Genomic DNA, 17699 nt, shown 5'->3' on the forward strand with positions numbered 1-17699 from the left:
ATACTTACTGCCCTGATCGTGGCCATTGGTATTACAAGCCTGGTGGGTATACTTACTGCTGTTGATGGCATTCAGTATTCGGTTAAGGACAGCCTGGCTGAGTTGGGCGTGAATACTTTTGATATTTATTCGAAAAGGAACCGTGGAGGCCGACAGCAGGGGAGAACGGAAAAGATTGCCCCTCCGCTTACTTTGAAAGAGGCTGTTAAGTTTACTGAGGTGTTCCAATACCCCTCCAGTGTCAGCCTTTCAACGTCTGTGTCCTGGAGCGCAGAGCTAAAGCACGAGTCTAAAAAAACTAACCCCAATGTGTGGGTAGTGGGTGCTAATGAAGAGTATGTGGCGCTTGAAGGACTCAATATTGCGAAAGGACGGAATTTCTCTAATATAGAAGTGCAATATGGTACCAATGTGGCTATTGTTGGTAAGGATGTGGTTGAAGCTCTCTATACCAATGATCAGGACCCTCTTAATTCAGAAATATCGTTACTCGGTGGTAAGTACAAGGTGATCGGCATACTGGAAGAAAAAGGTCAGATCGGCGGAGGCAGTGGCCCGGACAATTCAGTGATCATCCCCATACTCAATGCCAGCAAAATGTCTTCCGACAGGCAACTGAAGTATAGCCTCACTGTAGGGATAGACAACCCTGCCGAAATGGATATGGCTATGGGAGAGGCTACCGGCATCATGCGCAAGATCAGGCAGGACAGGCTGGGGGAGCCTAACTCCTTTGAAATAGCCAAGAGCGAATCACTGGCGGATACCATGGGCGAACTGTCCAGTATACTGCGGATAGCCGGTTTTATTATTGGCTTTATTACCTTGTTGGGAGCATGTGTGGCCCTGATGAATATCATGATGGTTTCGGTGACGGAAAGGACGAGGGAGGTAGGTGTAAGAAAAGCCCTTGGGGCAACGCCGCTGAGAATTCGTCAGCAGTTTATTATTGAGGCTATCGTGGTGTGCCTGTTAGGTGGTGTTGCAGGTACTATTCTTGGTGTTGGTATCGGCAATCTTTTTGCCACTATCCTGGGTATTGATGGGTTTGTTATGCCGTGGCTTTGGATTATCGTAGGGCTTGTAGTTTGTGTAGTTGTAGGGCTGATCTCCGGTTATTACCCTGCAAATAAAGCAGCCAAGCTCGATCCTATCGAATCGTTGCGTTTTGAATAGATCGTTAATAGTGTAATGCCGAAAGGAGCAGGCCTGGCTATTTCGATTTTTTGGGTTATTGATGCCCGTCTTTTTGCTTAACACCGGATTATTCATTAAATAGTACCTGACTATTGATGAAAAGGATTGTTTTCTTTAGTATCTGGCTTTTAATTAGTACCCCTCTTTACAGCGGAGAAATAGTGCTTTCCGGTACATATCAGGGCAAGTCTGTTTTTGTGCAAAATCCTTTCAATCACAGTACGAACGCTTTCTGCACCAAAGAGGTATTTGTGAATGACCGGAAGCTGTTTGATGCGCCTCAGATATCTGCTTTTAAAATAGACCTTACGCACCTGCAGCTTAATGACCTGGTTGTGATCAGGATAACATTTGATGATGGTTGTATGCCGAGGGTAGTCAACCCGCAGGTGATCCAAACACCTAAGCGATTCCAATTTGTTTCGAGCCAGTCCGATAACCAGGCTATTAGCTGGACTACGTCAGGGGAGGTTCCCGGAGGGCAATTTATTATTGAGCGGTATGAGTCCGGAAGAAAGCAGTGGGAGGTGATGCGGTCATTGTTGTCTAAAGGGCGAATTGGTAATAACCAGTATGCGGTGCAGGCTAACCACCATAAGGGTGAGAACAGGTACCGCATCCGTTATGAAGATCCAGAGGGCGCGGTGATTTACTCTGTAGAGCTGGATTATACTTCCACGGAGACGCCAATCACATTTTATCCTGTGGTGGCAACCACCAAACTTACGCTTTCCGACTCTACCCGTTACACTATCACAGATTATTATGGTCAATTGGTCAAGGAGGGGGAGGGAAAGGAAATCATTGTTTCAGAATTGGGTCCAGGGGAGTATTACCTGAATATTCAGAACCGGAAGGAGAAGTTTGTTAAGAAGTGAGGTAGTGAGGGAAGGGTGGTAAATACCGGATCAAGCTTATATTTCGTAGAGTTGCTCTGTATCGTGGGCAGGGAACAAGCGTAAAACCTGTGGAGTAAATGGATTGGGGAGTAAACAAGTAAAGTGAAACTTGCCACTGAAAATCAGTAAACCGTGCTTATTGTTATATTATACGAGTTTGTCTACTGCTTTTGCCGATTGCTATTAACAACTGTCTTGTCGGCAAAGAGATGAAAACTTAGTGTCTCCTCAGAAATTCGGCTTGATCCGCGGGCAGTAGGTAATAACCACAGTTCGTATTAATTCCAGCCTTTCAGGCCTTTTGATCACATGCATGCTATTACAAAAGGCTTCACTTTTTGCTGATAGATAGCGTCCTTTCAGGACTGGGGCTTGGCTGGTAGAGTTATGGCTAAAGACTTGCAGCCGAATTCAATTGCGGTTTTACTAAACTTTGGAAGTTTGGTAAAACTGGCTGCTAAGAAGCAGGGGTAGTGGATGTGGCTCAAATTGAAATCGGCCTGGCGCAGGGTGGCTGTCAGGGGTCGAGCCACTGGGGGAGAAATTATTCTGCCGCAAGAAGCATGTTTGGTGACAGGCATCAGGGAGGAACAGCTACCGGGGAGGGTTTGAAGGGTCTGGTTCGACTAAGCCAAACCAAACCCTTAACACAATTTCCTTTGGGCGGAATTCTTACTATTTACTGTTTACCCATTCACCGTTTACTATTACACCGATCACTGAATACTTTAATTATGGATGATCATCACCCGCTTTCTTTCAAAGTAACCATCTTCAGTTTCTACCTGGACGTGGTACATGCCTGCGGCGATACCTTTTGTGTCTAACTCGAACTTGTTTACGTCGATCTGTTTATCAAATATTACTTTGCCAAACATGTCAAACATCTTAACCACCGGCTGTTTTAAGCCAAGTGGTAATTTTACCGTCAGCTTGTCGTGGGCAGGGTTAGGGAAGAGTTCGAAACTGACATACATCGGGGATTTGTCTATTCCTGTCACTTTATCAGGGAGAGTAATATTATCCAGAATACTGGACTGATATACTTCACGGGTATCTTCATCCTGAATGAAGGCGATAATCGCTACCGAGGCCGGGTTATAAAAGTCCAGTTGCGGGATCCATGAATAGTTCACATTGATGGTTTCACCCTGGGCAATGGAATTTGAGATCTTTGTACCTGATGCTGAAGGCAGCATTTTCCTGAGTACAAATTCAAAATCCTGCTCTCCACTGGGTACTTGTGTTAAGCCTGCCTGGGCCAGATCAACGGATTTTTCTACCACAGCTATATGAACTACTGAGTTGGGTGCAATATCCACTAAGGCCGTTAGTGCGACGGAGATATCCATAGTGCCAGTATTGGCAGCAGAGGAGATATTTATTTCAAAAGGTGCATTGTTCAACGTTCTGATGCCATATTCCTTGGCGCCCCACTCAGAGAATAAAGTACCCAAATCGTTCCTGATGACCCCATCGAGCCTGGCTCTCGGGGTTTGGGCTATGTTGTAGTACAATGCCCGGGCACTTGGGTCAGCCGTATTTGTGGTATTGAAAGGGTCATCTCCGGGGAAAGCCGTATGATAGTTTATTTTAACCAGTTCTGCCAGGCCACTAGGGTTAAATGTCTTTAGGAAGTCGGCCTCAGCTTTGGTGTTTTGGGTTTGTGCCGTATTGGTGAAATTTTCCACCAGCACTATCCTGGTCCTGTTGCCTATAAATACGTTGTCAATGGCGAAGCCATCGGGTTTACTTACTTCGGCAGAACCGGGTGTGCTTTTGAAAGTAAATCTGAAAATGACATTGGACCTGTCAGCCAGCGGAATATCGTCAAGTCTGTGCTTGGAGCTTACCCAGCCACTATTGGCTCCGGACCAACCGTAGAAACCTACTGCCTGATTGCCAGGGTTGGAAGATATATCGCGCTGGTTGTACCAGTTTATACCTGACTGAATACCATCATCAAAATTACCCAGCCTGAGCCACGGGCCGTTTATTCCACTTACAGAGTATTCCAGTATTACACCATCTTCCTTATCAGCAGTGTTGGTCCAGCTATCGAAAGAGATCATTGGGCGGTCAAGACCTGATATGTCAAAACAAGGGCTGTATAGGTATGACTGCTCATTTTTGTTGTATGGCCCGCTAAGTCCGGTTATCCAGATGGTACTGCCATTGTTGTCTCCCAGCACTATATCCTGGTTGGCCGGTGTGCCGTATTCCCAGCTTGAATTACTACCATTGGCGACCCATCCGCTGCCGTCATTGGACTCAAAGTTCTGGAAATAAACATCGGCGTTGCTGGCAACTTCCTGTGGTGTAATTACTACATTTTTGCTGTGTTCATTGACACAACCGTTCTGGCTTTGTATTTCCAACGCTACTTCGTACAAGCCTGGGGCTGTAAAGGCGTAGTCAAAGTTATCTGTTATGCCGGGTGCGGTTTGTGTGCTTTCAGTTGTACCATTAACTTTCCACCTGACGCCTGCCAGGTTGATACCTGTAGTGTTTTTTGTGAAGGTGATCGGTGAACCTGACTCGATGCAACTGGTATTTACCGTAAAGTCAAAGACATCCAGTTTTTCCACAATAACTTCTACTGCAGGACTGAAGCAGTTGTTGCCCCTGAATACCTGGGCCACATAAAACTGATCAACGGTACCTACTCCGGCAATTATGTTTTGATCGAGTACCGGGCCTGTCCATATAGGTGTACCGTCTGTATCATTGGTTTCAAACCATGCAAAATCCACACCTCCGGGCACGGAAGCGGTAATACCCTCAGCCCTTATTTCAGGGAGGGTGGAGCCAATAATACATGCACTTACCATAGGCGACAATTCCCCGTTCACTGAGGGTGAAGGTGGCTGGTTGAATATGGCCACTTTTAATGTATCACTGTTGGAGCAGAATTTTGAGTTGCCTATGTTTTGATCGAATGTATAAATTAATGACAGTGTATCCACGTAGGTATTGGCATTCATGGGGAAGTTAGCCGGGTAAAAGAAGAAGTTGCCTCCTTGTTGTACTACTGTATTTGTACCGTCATTGATGTCATAGTCAGACGTGAAGTTGAATGTATTGGTGCCGCTGGCGAGGTCATTATTCGGAATAAGTTGAACCGGTCCGTCTGCGGAGCAATAAACTCTTTGATTACCTTCAATGGAGAACAAAGGTGTAGGAGCCCTGTAAACCGTTGTTTTCTGACTACGCGACTGAATGCTGCCGAGGCTGGTCATATAGCGGTAGCGAAGCTCCAGCTCCAGTGAGTTATCGAGCTCGGGAATACTATCTGCTGCATTGTCGGGAACAAATACGAAGGGTCCCAAGGCCGTACCACTGGTACTGATCAGTCCCAGTCCCTCAGCTTCTACAGTTCCTCCGGCATAGGCCTGGGAGCTGGTTGTATTAATTCTGATATGCATGGACAGCAGTGTTTCTCCAGGATTTAAAAAAGGAGCCAGGGTGGCCGTTTGAGGTTCATCTTCACAATATTCTGTATCCAGGTTACCAATAAGGCTGCTGTTATCAAATACCTCAAAGGTTTCATTGCCCGTGGTTTCACAGCCGTTATTGTCAACATAAACATATTCAATCAGGTAGCTGCCCAGGCTTAAGTCTTTCGAATCAAACCACCATTTTCCATTCTCTCTTATCACACCGCCGTCATTGCTGTAAAACTCTATGTATGGAGGTACGTTCAATATGCCTTCCGCGATGGTATCTGTATTGGCAGGAGGTGCCAACAGGGCCAGGCGGTATTTGTTGGTTTCCCCCTGAGCGTGGTTGATTTGAGGGGTGAATGTGGCTCCCGGCTCTTCATTGACAGTTATAGGGAGAATAATTGGATTGCTCTGACAACCGTTGGCATCTGTTTCCACTACCTCAACATTGTAACTGCCAGCAGTCGTGCCCCAATCCACAATAATGGTGCTTGTGCCCTGACCTACAAAGCTGGTGCCGCCGGTTGTGGGTACTGTCCATGAATAGGTGCTTCCGCTGTTATTACCCACTTTATAGAGTACTGACGATTCTGCCAGGCATACCTCATTGTTGATTGGAGGCTGAAACGAATTGGTAGGTAGCGGGATCAGGTTGATCACAAGGTTGGAGGGTATTCCTGCCCCACAGGTGCCACCTGTGGGGGTAAGGGTAACCTGAGCCGATTGATTGGCCTGCTCCGTGGCGCTGAAAGTGTACACGGGGTTGGCAATGGTCTGGTCTGAAAACTGGGTATTGCTTGCACCGGTCACTGTTTCCCAAAGGTATCCGGTAGAGTTGCCTGATACCGAACCATTGAGCTGTATCTGAGCAGGGTTGGAGCCATCCCAGCAATAGTCCAGAACTCCACCGAAACCTCCCGGGTTGGCAGTTGCGTTCGAAACAAAGTTAATAGTCAGTACATCTGTTACTTCTGAGCAGGCAGTTGGGTTGCCTGTAGTGGTGATAGTCAGGTTCACCGTGTTGTTAAAAATATCCTGAGTGCCAACGTGGTAAACCGCATTCAGGTTAGTACTTGTTGCTGTACCCCCATCAAAATTTCCGTTTCCGTTTGTTGACCAGATTATACCTCCGGCATTGGCACTGAATGAAGGGCCTGTTCCTAATGTGGCAGCATTTAAAGTAATATCCAGGCCATCATCGAGGCAGTACTCGAGCTCGCCTGATGCATTGCCTCCCGCTTCAACTGTTGGCCTTTGGTTCAACGTCACGTTGTAAGAGCCGGTGAGTTGTCCGACCGGTACGTTACATCCGTTCGCATCGGTTACAGAGATTAATGAATAGGTATTGACCCCGACAACTGAGGGGTCTACAACGATATCCGCACCACTGGTATAACCGGAAACACTTCCTAAAGAGTATACTACATTATAGGGGCCTACACCTCCTCTGATATCCACCTTAATAGTTGATGTCTGGATAGCTCCGCTTGTACATACCGTACTGTTATTTATACTTCCAACTGACAGAACCGCCTGTGATGGACCGATTTGGACTGTTTGTGTAGTGGTAATGGTCACCTCAGGATTGGAACCTGATGCGGTGCCATCATCCTTTGTGAGGTCCAGAGTGCCACTGAGTGAAGTGATGAAGCCGGAATATGAGGGTACTTCCACGGTAAGCTGGGTATCACTGTTGGTTACAATGGAAGGAGAGTTAACCGTGCCACCCGTACCGTTGAATGTAACTGTAGTGACTCCGGTAAGGAATGAACCTGTAATGGTAATGGTACCACCTACGCAGCCGAATGGCGAGATACCGGTAACCTGAGGAGGTGCGAAGGTTGTGAAATTCCAGGTTGTATTATCGCTGATCCCTGCAAAAGCATTTCCGGCGACATCGGTGACCACACCGGCATCCATCTGAATGTAGTAGCCTGTACCCTGGCTAAGCGGAATTAGTGGCGTGGCTGTGAACTGGTCAAGGGCTGCATTGAACGACAGCAATGAAATATCAAAAGCCTGTACCAGTGTATTTGAAGCATCAAACAATCTGATAAAGCCAGAACCTACCTGGACTTCCTCATTGAACCTGAATACCAGGTTTGAACCCGTTGGGTTGTTAAAGGAATTATCCGCCGGGCTTAAGGTCAGGAATTGTGGGGGTGTACTATCTATAGTGTAGGTTTGTCCGCTGTTAAACAGGGAGTTGTACAGGTTTCCTGCGAGGTCATTGATCGTAGCGGCTGCCGGTACCGTAAGCTCCAGAGTACCGGTGAGGGAAGACAGGTTATCTACGGTTACCGTATAAGTATTACCACTTCCTGTCACTGCACCTACAGTACCTAACGTAGCCACAAAATCAGAAGCATCCACGTTGACGACGCTTTCGTTGAATATCACCTGGAAAGACACACTCGCAGCATTGGTAGGTGAGGGGTCCAGTCGGTTGATCTGGGTTACTACCGGCGGGCTGTTGTCAATGATATAGCTTGTTCTTCCCGTAGTGGTTGATACACTGTTACCGGCCTCATCGGTAGCGGTTATGGTAACCGGTGCCGTTTGATTGATCGAACCGGGTACATTCCAGAAATAGGTCCAGGTCTTGTTGTCCACTTTAACCATGGTGCCATTAGTCACCACGGTGCCTATAGTAATTACCGGAGGCACGGATTCGTCAATGTTATGGTTTTCGGTGAAGGTGATGGTGATGTTGACTTCATCAATATTACGGACAAGGTTATCACTCTGGTCATCAGCAATATTTACTGCAGGAGCCTGGCCATCTATAAATACATCATTGCTGGTTGCGTTGGCTACTGTACCCAGGTCCGGGTTGTCAGTAACGGTCAGGGCACCATTGTTGGGCTGATTGTTATTGAACGATGTATATTGAAAATTAGCTGGAAATGTGAGTGTACCATTGGTAAATGCTGTGGGTGCATTAAGCATGGTCAGGCCATCGGTATTGGTTACGGTGACTGCCGAACTATAGTCGAGGTCTATAATATTATTGCCATCCCGGGCCTCGAGTTGTGGCTGCGGAGTTACGTTGACGTTAGGCCTGAAAAGGCTTGGGGGCTGCGTAGTAAATATCAGTTGAGACGCTACTACTTCTATGGTATTGTCACCTGCATTCAGGGACGACGTGGCCCCACCGGCATTGGCTGTAGCGAAACCGGAAGATGCCGGGTTTGCCGTAGCTGAGGTCACGGTAAATGTAACCTGTGTATTGTCTACTACCGTGGTGGTGAAGCTTACCCTGAGAGCAAAGGTAATGGTACCATCTGCCGGCGCGGTAATGGAAAGCGAAGAGAAGGTTACCGTATTGCCTGCAGGAGCTACTTCTGCCACTTCATCATCAAAGTTGCCATCCAGATTGTTGTCAACATACAGGGCTACGCTTCTCACAAAAGTCGGGTTATTGATCGTGAAAGTGATGTCTGTAAGTTCCGTGTCAAAAACATCACCGTCTGGTGCTGTACTGCCTCCATCCCTGATGTCGAACCTGGCCATTTCCAGGCTGGTGGCGGCTGTAGTGATATCAGCAGCCTGGAAGCTGGTGTAAAGGATATCCGTAGGAGGTGTAAATGAGGCATTGGCTATGATGTCAGAGCCACTTGCCGGGCCTGTAATATTGAAAGTTGTTGAGGTAGTGTTGGCCAATACCGGGGAGGGGTTGGTGGTAGACATAGTAAGCCCTGTTCCGGGTGCATTATGAATAATATTGCTGTACGTACCTAAACCGGAGGTAAAGGTAGTAGAGGGTATTGAAGCCAGCGTACCCGTTGAAGAAAGGTCAACTGAACCGGTATAACTCAGGTCGCGGTTGCCGTTGGCATCAGCAGCCTGTACGGTTACAGCAGGGGTCATAGGTGACTGTACAAAAGTATTACCTGGCTGAGTAACAAATTGAAGTTCGGTAGCCACTACGGTAACTTCATTATTGGTACCGCCATCAGCATTAGAGTTGGTCGTGGTACCTGCTCCTGTTCCCGGCAACATGCCTGACTGGTTGGCGTCTGTGACGATATCCGTGTTAGAAAGTGAGAACGCAAAGTGAAGTCCGTCAATGGTAGTGGGCAAAGTGCCACCAAGGTTAGGTCTGAGCCATATATAGAGTGTATAAGTTTTTGTATTCCCATTGAATATTTCCCCCAGTTCGTTGGTAGTGCCGCCGGCATTATCCTTCAATATATTTGGAATAACAATGCTGTTGTTGTTAATAATAGCTGTACCATGATCTCCATAAGCAGCTCCGTCACCTAACTTTGCCCCGGCTATGGCCTGGGACCAGTCTGATACCTCATTACTTCCACCTACCGGACGGAAAGTCATCTGGGAAATGTCCGTTTGTTCACCGTCAGGGCCTATATCCGAAATGGTAAAAGTAAAGGCTGCTACACGCTCACCCTCAGTATCAGCCAATGATGATATGGTAACAGCGCCTGAACCATTGGTGATCGTAGTACTGTTGTCTGCTGCTGTAGTGGCCTGGCTTCCACTTGCCGGGCCGGTAAGGTTATAGCATTGGTTGGTGCTGTTGAATTCATAGATGGCAAATTGGTAAGTGGTACTGGGATCCAGCTCGGTTACGGTTACGGAAGAGCCTGTACCCTGATATACTGCCCATGTTATGCCTCCACCGAATTCAATATCTTCAGCTAAAGTTATATCTGCATTGGCGCTGTAAGAGGTCCCATTGGTCGGAGCTACAGGTGTAGCGGCTTCTTTTACCAGCACCAAAGCTCCACTGGCTGTACCCGATGGAGTCCAGTCTACCTGAATGGAGTTAGCATTGATAGCGGAAAAAGCAATTCCACCGGCCTGACCCGTTGGTGCTGTACAATCAGTAGAACCTGATACTTCCGGGATCATAACATTGGTCCTGTAGTCTACATTGGCAGCGTAGTTGGTGTAGGGATAGATCCTGAAGGTATAATCAGTAAATTCGTCCAGGCCGGTCCATGTATAGGTGTTTGTGCCCGACTGGTGGAGTACTGTAACAGCACCGTTGGCGCTTCCTCCTGAGAAATCAAAATCGTCTGCAACAGGTGTTCCGTCGGCAACATTTGCGAATGTACCTCCGGAGGTTTCCCTGGCTACAATTAAGTAATATTCCGGCAATTGGCCGGAGACTGAGCCTGTCCAGGTCAGCTCTATTGACGTAGCAGTAGTGTTTGTAATGCTCAGCCCGGTGGGGTGGTTGGTTGGCGTAGGAAGTACCTCCGCTGTAATGGTTGCATTGTCCGCAGGCAGATCAACGTTGGTGGCCTGTGTTTCAATCACATTGCCTGCTATCGCTACATAGTAATTTCTGGATCCGAAAAGGTTGTTTCCCAGGTTATTGTCTGTCGGGTCAATGGTTACTATGGTTTTTCCTGCATCTATTGTGGCTGTAAATGGGACGTCCGTACCCGAAGCATTATCATACTTTAGAGTAAGCATAGAGGCCAGGTCACTGTCAATGAGTGGAGTTCCATCGGATTTTTGCATGGCCTCGCTAAAGGTAAGGGTGATGTTGGAAGTTACAGTCGCGGCGGCAGTTGTACCGGAGGTTACTCCGAATAGTACAGACGGAACATCATCGTCAGTAATGGTTGCTGTTACCTGCTGCGTGCCATTTTCTGTACCATTAGTTATAGCATCTATGTCTACTATTATGCTTTCACTACCCTCCACATTGCTATCATCTACTGCTGTCAGGGTTATGTCACCTGACATATCCCCCGGGTTGAGTACTATGGTGGCGCTGCTTGCTGTGTAATCCGTTCCGCCTGTTGCAGTGCCAGAAAAGGTTAGGTTTATGGTTATCACCCTGCCTGAAACAGTGGCCGGTGTGGCTGTCACCGTAGCAACTCCTCCATTTTCATTCAAAGGAGATCCTGATATTCCTAAGTTAATATCAACAGGAGGATCATCATCATTAATAAGCGCAGTAACAGACGGATTGGTTAATTCAGTACCATTGGTTACCGAAATGATATCAACAATTACACTTTCATTACTTTCATCTAGTGCATCGTCCATACCTGTTATGGTCATATTGGCGGAAGCATTGCCTGCTGTAATAACAATACTTGTTGCTGATGCACTAAAATCACCGGGTGAGGATGCACCGGAAAAATCAAGGTCAACGGTTACATCAAGTTCTGACAGGGGGCTTATGGAAGCTGTTACGGTTGCCACTCCTCCATTTTCAGCCAGGGGTGTTCCGGTGATTCCTAAAGTTACATCCGGCAGCGATTCGTTATCGGAGATGTCTACATCATCAGAGGTTGTGGTACCTAAAGTTATCCCCGCACTAGGGTTTGATATGGTGATGGTGGCAGTTTCCAGGCCTTCGTAGATAGCGTCATCTGTGATGGTAAAAGTGACTGAGCCTGTAGTTGCACCGTCCAGTATGGTAATGGTGGTTGCGCTGAGGGTGTAGTCTCCGCCGGTAATATTAGTTCCTGTTACGGTCACATCTACCGTTTGATCACCGCTAACAGCTACTGAAGCGGTTGCGGTTACAGTTATTGCTGTGGCGGAAGCTTCTGTTCCGGTATTGGCATCTAAGGAAAGATCAACGGTTTGGGCCCGAAGGCCTGCGGAACAGAAAATAAAGAATATGATGGTGAAATAATGTAAAGCCTTTTCCATATAAACACGTGTTGCGGTAAAACACAGTTAGTTAAGTTGAAAATATAAATCCAGGTTGAGTTTTTTATTTTAAATGTTTCCCTGATCGTCAGTTTTGATCAGTACCATGGTATCTACGTCTCCGAATTCGGTGGTGCCGAGCACCAGGATATGTCCGGTGGAGGTCTCAAGCAAAGTGCTTCCGGTATCCATGTTCACACTTCCGAAGATCTTCCCGTCAACGCCTTCGTTTTCGGTCCATACCGGATTGCCAAACATGTCTGTTTTGATCAGATAAAAATCCCGTTCGCCCCGGCCAAAGCTGTCTGTGGAGCCGAGTATGAGCAAACTGCCATCTTCCGTTACCGTGATGGCTTCGCCGGTGTCATTTTTTGATCCTCCAAAAGTTACACTCCCCAACAATTTGCCATTTGTGTTTACCCTTGTCAGCAGTATATCCTGATCACCGGCGGCAGTATTATTTGTAGACCCGATAATGGCATAACCGAAGGGTGTTCGACGGATATCGAAGCCCAGCTCATTTTTACCATTGTTAAGGCCTATGGTTTCATCGAAAAAGGTGTTTTTTGAATTTGCAGGTGTGGTGATGATCCTGATGTCATTTTCACCGTTGCGGGTAGTGGTACCACTCCAGGTCACGTTATTGTTTTCGTCGGTAATAATGGTTTTTGATATGTTGGCGTCATCACCAATGCCATAGGTCTGGCTCCACACCACATTGAGATCAGCGCTACTTACCTCTGCGAGATACATATTTTCAGGAGCGGTGTTGCCTTCGATGGTAGCCAGTACGAAGTAGTTACCCTGATCTGTAAGAGTAACCGCATAGCCATGTAGCGAGGCATTGTCAAAGCTAATGCTCTTGCCCGCAATGGTGTTGCCATTCTGATCTACGGTTAGGAGAAACATGTTGGTAAGCTCTTGGTTATCTTCCTCATAGATACTGTCGCCTACTACCAAGTAACCGTTGCTGATTTCGATCACTGCCCTTCCCATCAGGTTATTGGTACTTTCTCCTGATTGGTTATCAGGATAGGCCCTGTCCCAGATCACATTGCCATCCACATCTGTTTTGATCAATCTTATTTTGGATACCTCTTCGTCACTGGCGGCTTCCGATACCGTGGTCCCCAGGAGGATATAGCTTCCGTCTGAGGTTTCCTTCATGTCCGAGGATATGTCGGAGTTGATGCCACCGTAATACTTGACGAATGTTTCAGGCTTACCTGCCGTTACATCCTCTTCATTGGCACAGGAAACGGCTAAAAGGCCTATGATCAGTATGTTGTAAAATCGGTTCATCAATCTTAATTGAGTTTTTTAGGATTATATTTTGGTAACAGGTAACCAAGTGAAACAGAAAAGCTATTGAGCTTGAAGTCATCATCTACATAGCCGTAGTCAAAGATCAGCTCCTGATTGCTCAGCCTGTTTTCTTCTTTGACCTGATTAAGAATGCCATAATTAAACCTTGCCTCTGCAACGAAGTGGTTTTTGCCCACTTTGATTTTTATCCCTGCTCCTGCAATGGCAGAAAAGTTGATCTTGTTCCGTTGGTCAGTAAGGTCAACAGTGGCACCTTCGAAGTTCTCAATACTGGTCTGGGTTTCGCCCTTGAAAGAGGAGGAGAACAGGTAGTTGGCCGACCCTCCAAGCAGAACATAGGGGTTAAACTTCCCACCGGCAAATTGATATTGTACGGTGATGGGTACAGATAACCAGGTTTGCGTTTCGGTGATTTCCTGCGATTCAATGAACCGGTTTACAGAATCTACATTTGAAAAGCTGTTGCTGTAATCGAGGTTATAGCCTGCCAGGGTTAGCTCTCCGCTTAAGGTCAGGTTCTTTCTAACAATAACCTCTATCATGCCACCTACCACATATCCGGGAGCAGGAGTGTATTCCCCCATGGTAGTGCGCTGGTCGTGAACGCCATAGTTGCTTAGTACATTGACCAGGGAGATATTACCGCCACCTTTTATGCCATAGCTGAAAATGGGTTTGGTCCTGAAACTATTGTATAAATTGATAAATTCCGCAGGGTCTGCCTGCGGGTTGATCTGGAACTGGTTGTTATGGCGAAGCAACGCTAACATGGCTTCATCAGCTTTTTCTGCTTCATCAAGATAGAGGTATGCTAAAACCAGCAAGCGGTAGGCTTCGGTTTTTTCATCATCGGTAAATCCGTTTTTCAGGCAGCTTTCCAGTAAGGCAGGCAGTTCGTGGATGCGGCCTTCATCGTAGACTGTCCGGGCCTGTCTCAGGGTTTGGGTACAAACGGTTTGGGCGGTGGTGTACAGGCTGGCTAAACAAAGAAATACGGCCAGTGGTAAAATTTTAATCATACGCTTACTTGTTGGATGGGAGGTTTTCACAAGTCCTTTCATATTTCAGGTCAGGGTCATCTCCCACATAAGTTTTCCATTCTTCATCATTCATGTTACGGTCTATCTGATCACAGATCTTATCGGCCATAGTCTCAATTTTGGTCGGCCATGCCCTCACCACGGTCTCCTGGGTACCGGCAAGTATCTGCTCATCGTCAGGGCTAAACGCTATAGTCCACACCCAGGTAGGATGGTCTGACAGGGTGATAGGCTGGGCATTCAGGTTTTCCCTGTTCCATAGCCTCACAGTCTTGTCCTTTGAGGCGCTGGCAATAAAGCGTCTGTCTTTACTGAAGGTGATGTCGTTGATAGGGGAGATGTGCCCTATCAATGATTTGGCAGGCTCATTGGAAAAGAGCTTAAAGGTCTTGATCAGGCCTGACTCATCACCGATGGCCACTACATGGTCAACCGGGCTTATGGCTACAGCCCATAGCCTGGTATTGTTGCTGTAGATCTCGGAAGCTTTGTAATTGTTTTGGACATCGTAGAGCATTACTTTACCGTTATTGCCCACGCCAACCAGCCATTTACCGTCACTACTCAGGTCAATATCATTAAGCCTGAACGGTACGGCCACAATCTCACTGACCGATGTCAGGTTGCTGTATTTTATGCTTTTGCCTTCGTTGTCCAAAGCAATCAGGCCTTTGTTGTCAGGTGTGAACAGCAGGTTCCATACGTCTCCGTCAAAACCACTGATCTTTTTGGGAGCACTGCCTACGTTGTTCAGGTCAAACAATTCAATGAATGAGCCTTTGCTGTCCTTCTCAAACTCCCCGCCGGCCGCCAGCCACTTGTTGTCACTGCTTACGGCAAGGGTCCTGATGATCCGGCCGGACTTGCTGTTTCTCAAAGTGTCTGCTACTCTGTTAACGCCTTTGAGGTTCCACCTCAGGATCTTGCCCTGTGTATCGGAAGAGTAAATGTAGTTGCCATTTTCGTTTGACACCACGGCACGGATGCCCTTGTCATGCCCGCCCAGGCTTTTTACCAGTGGGTCCTGCAATGATTTCAAGGCTTCGTACAATCCATCATAAATATCGTGGTCGTAGCGGTCTCCCTCATTCTTGGTGTTGAAAATATAAGCCTGCTGGGCCAGCAAACCTTTAAGGGTGGCCTGCTCGTCCCTCATCTGGGTAGATTTAATGGCCATGGCCTTGGCTATCGCCAGATACCTGAGACGATCCGCTTTGGCCTTGGCAGCAATGGCTGCCTTTTCGTTTTCAATGGCAATGATGGCGTTGTCCTCAGCTATTTTCTGAGCATCAATCGCCAGCTTCTCATTATTTTTGGCCAGGTTTTCCCCGGCTTCGGCCCTCAATCGTTGTTCTTCTGCTTCTACCAGTGCCGCTTCTGCTCTTTCTTTTTGCATTTCTGCCCTTTCTTTTTCCTGTTCTGCCCGTTCCTGCTCCTTTTTGGCAAGGTCGGCATTGGCAGTGGCCTGTTTCTCGTTTGCCTTGGCTATTTTTTCCTGTGCCAGGGCTTCATTCTTGTTCTGCTCTGCTTTCAAGCGCTCCGAATCAGCCTCGGCTTTTTGAATGAAGGCATAGATCAGGAACATAATGGAGATTACCGTGGCACTGGCCAGTATAAGTGCTGTTATCCGGGCATTGCGGAGCCTTCTTTTCTGTTGAAGCTCTTTGATACGCTGCTCGGTTTCAAATTCCTTCTTTGAATATTCAAGAAAAACCAGAGTTCTCTCAAATGCAGGATGATACCGCTGCCCCCAGATGAGCGTGGGCTTATGTTTTGCCTGCCAGTTGAGGGCAAGTTGCAGATCCGGTGGGCGCCAAAGCCCTGCTTTACCTACCTGGTACATGCTGGCGGCTTCGGAAAGCCTCAGGTACATTTGAACAGCCTCAGCCTCATCATCCACCCAGTTTTTCAGCCTTGTCCAGATCCTCATCAAACTTTCATGCGAAATGTCAATGATGGATTTGGAATTTAGCTCTACATGGTGGGCAGGAGTAAGTAGTGACCGGCCTGGTTCCCTGAATTTGTCGATAACATCGATGACTTCCTGCTCGGAGACGTTCGAGATGGCAGCGATTTCTCCCAGCCTTGTAGGCCTTCTGATGCCAAAGTTTTCTCCGCGCTTTTCAGTGATAGCCTTAAACAGTGATTCGCAAATGTGTTTTTGGTCATCGGTCAGTTCATCATAGGCTTCGTTGGCATGCATCGATAAGGCCTCTGACATGGTGCCAATGGCCTCGTAATGTTTAATGTCGACCGGTTCATCTTCAAAGTCCCTGTAGTTGCTCCAGTAGCTCCATGTCCGCATCAGGGAGTGCTGGAGGATCGGGAGCTGGTCAGGGTTATCGCCCAGGTCATTGAGCAACTGCTGGGTAAGCCGTTGTGTGATGTTTGCGCCGCCTACAGCCACGGGGCCTTCAATAGCCCTTCTTTTCTGCTCCCGCGTCATTTGAGGGATCAGGTAGTGGCTGTCGTTGATCTTTTTGGTCAGGTCGGGGAACTGGGCACAGTCACCGATAAAATCTGACCGCATGGTAATGCCAATATAAATAGGTACATCGGCATAGTTAATGGCCTCTATCAGCAGGTTGACGAATGCAAGAGTTTCATTGACGGTACCGGCATCGGAGCTGTCTTTGAAACGGAACAACTCCTCAAACTGGTCTACCAGGATCAGGTAGTTTTTGTCTTTGCTTCTTTTCGATTGTAGTACGGCCTCAACCAGTCCGAGGGAGCTGCTTTTCAGCAAAGTAGTTACAATGGTCTTCTTAATCTTCTTGTCTTCCGGATCGGCTACGAGGTATGTAGGGTCTGACTGGAGCAGGGATTCGGCAAGGTTTTCTATAGGGCCTGCTCCCGGCCTGGTTACTATTACCTCCCAGTCAGGGCTGGTGTCTGTCAGGAAACCGCCATATAGAATAGGGAGTACCCCACAATATATAAATGAAGACTTACCACTTCCGGAGGGGCCTATAACTCCTACAAAGCGGTGCTTGGAAAGTTTCAGGAGCACTTCGTCGCTCTGGCCTTCCCGACCGAAGAAAAGATGGCTTTCTTCAATTTTAAACGGTCTTAGCCCGGGGAAGGGGTTGACCGAAGTGGTGGTAGACCGTGGGGTCAGGCTATATTTCTCTTTGGCGATATCGCTCATCGTG

Annotated in this window: 6 protein-coding genes; 2 read left to right on the top strand and 4 right to left on the bottom strand. The window is 47.4% G+C overall.

Features of this window, described 5'->3' with window-relative positions; all coding sequences use genetic code 11:
• Together E1163_RS26395 and E1163_RS26400 are read left to right on the top strand one after the other, a co-directional pair.
• A partial coding sequence (locus E1163_RS26395; protein WP_155176107.1) for an ABC transporter permease occupies positions 1 to 1176 on the top strand: 1176 nt, incomplete at its 5' end.
• A 116-nt stretch (positions 1177 to 1292) separates the two neighbouring features.
• Positions 1293 to 2075 carry a T9SS C-terminal target domain-containing protein gene (locus E1163_RS26400; RefSeq protein ID WP_155176078.1) on the top strand — a complete coding sequence of 261 codons (783 nt, stop codon included), beginning with the start codon at positions 1293 to 1295 and terminating at the stop codon, positions 2073 to 2075.
• A 749-nt stretch (positions 2076 to 2824) separates the two neighbouring features.
• Here the strand turns inward: E1163_RS26400 and E1163_RS26405 are convergent.
• The 4 genes from E1163_RS26405 to E1163_RS26420 all read right to left on the bottom strand — a co-directional run bounded on the left by E1163_RS26405 (position 2825) and on the right by E1163_RS26420 (position 17695).
• A complete protein-coding gene (locus E1163_RS26405) occupies positions 2825 to 12181 on the bottom strand; it encodes a Calx-beta domain-containing protein (protein WP_155176080.1) in 9357 nt (3118 codons plus the stop codon).
• A 69-nt stretch (positions 12182 to 12250) separates the two neighbouring features.
• Positions 12251 to 13483, bottom strand: coding sequence for a hypothetical protein (locus E1163_RS26410; RefSeq protein WP_155176082.1), 1233 nt, complete (start codon positions 13481 to 13483; stop codon positions 12251 to 12253).
• Positions 13484 to 13488: 5 nt separating this feature from the next.
• On the bottom strand, positions 13489 to 14526 hold the full coding sequence (locus E1163_RS26415) for a porin family protein (protein ID WP_185156224.1): 1038 nt from the start codon (positions 14524 to 14526) through the stop codon (positions 13489 to 13491).
• 4 nt (positions 14527 to 14530) lie between these two features.
• On the bottom strand, positions 14531 to 17695 hold the full coding sequence (locus E1163_RS26420) for an nSTAND1 domain-containing NTPase (RefSeq protein ID WP_155176087.1): 3165 nt from the start codon (positions 17693 to 17695) through the stop codon (positions 14531 to 14533).
• Between the last annotated feature and the right edge of the window lie 4 nt (positions 17696 to 17699).

It is taken from the genome of Fulvivirga kasyanovii (genome assembly GCF_009711405.1).
GTDB lineage: Bacteria > Bacteroidota > Bacteroidia > Cytophagales > Cyclobacteriaceae > Fulvivirga > Fulvivirga kasyanovii.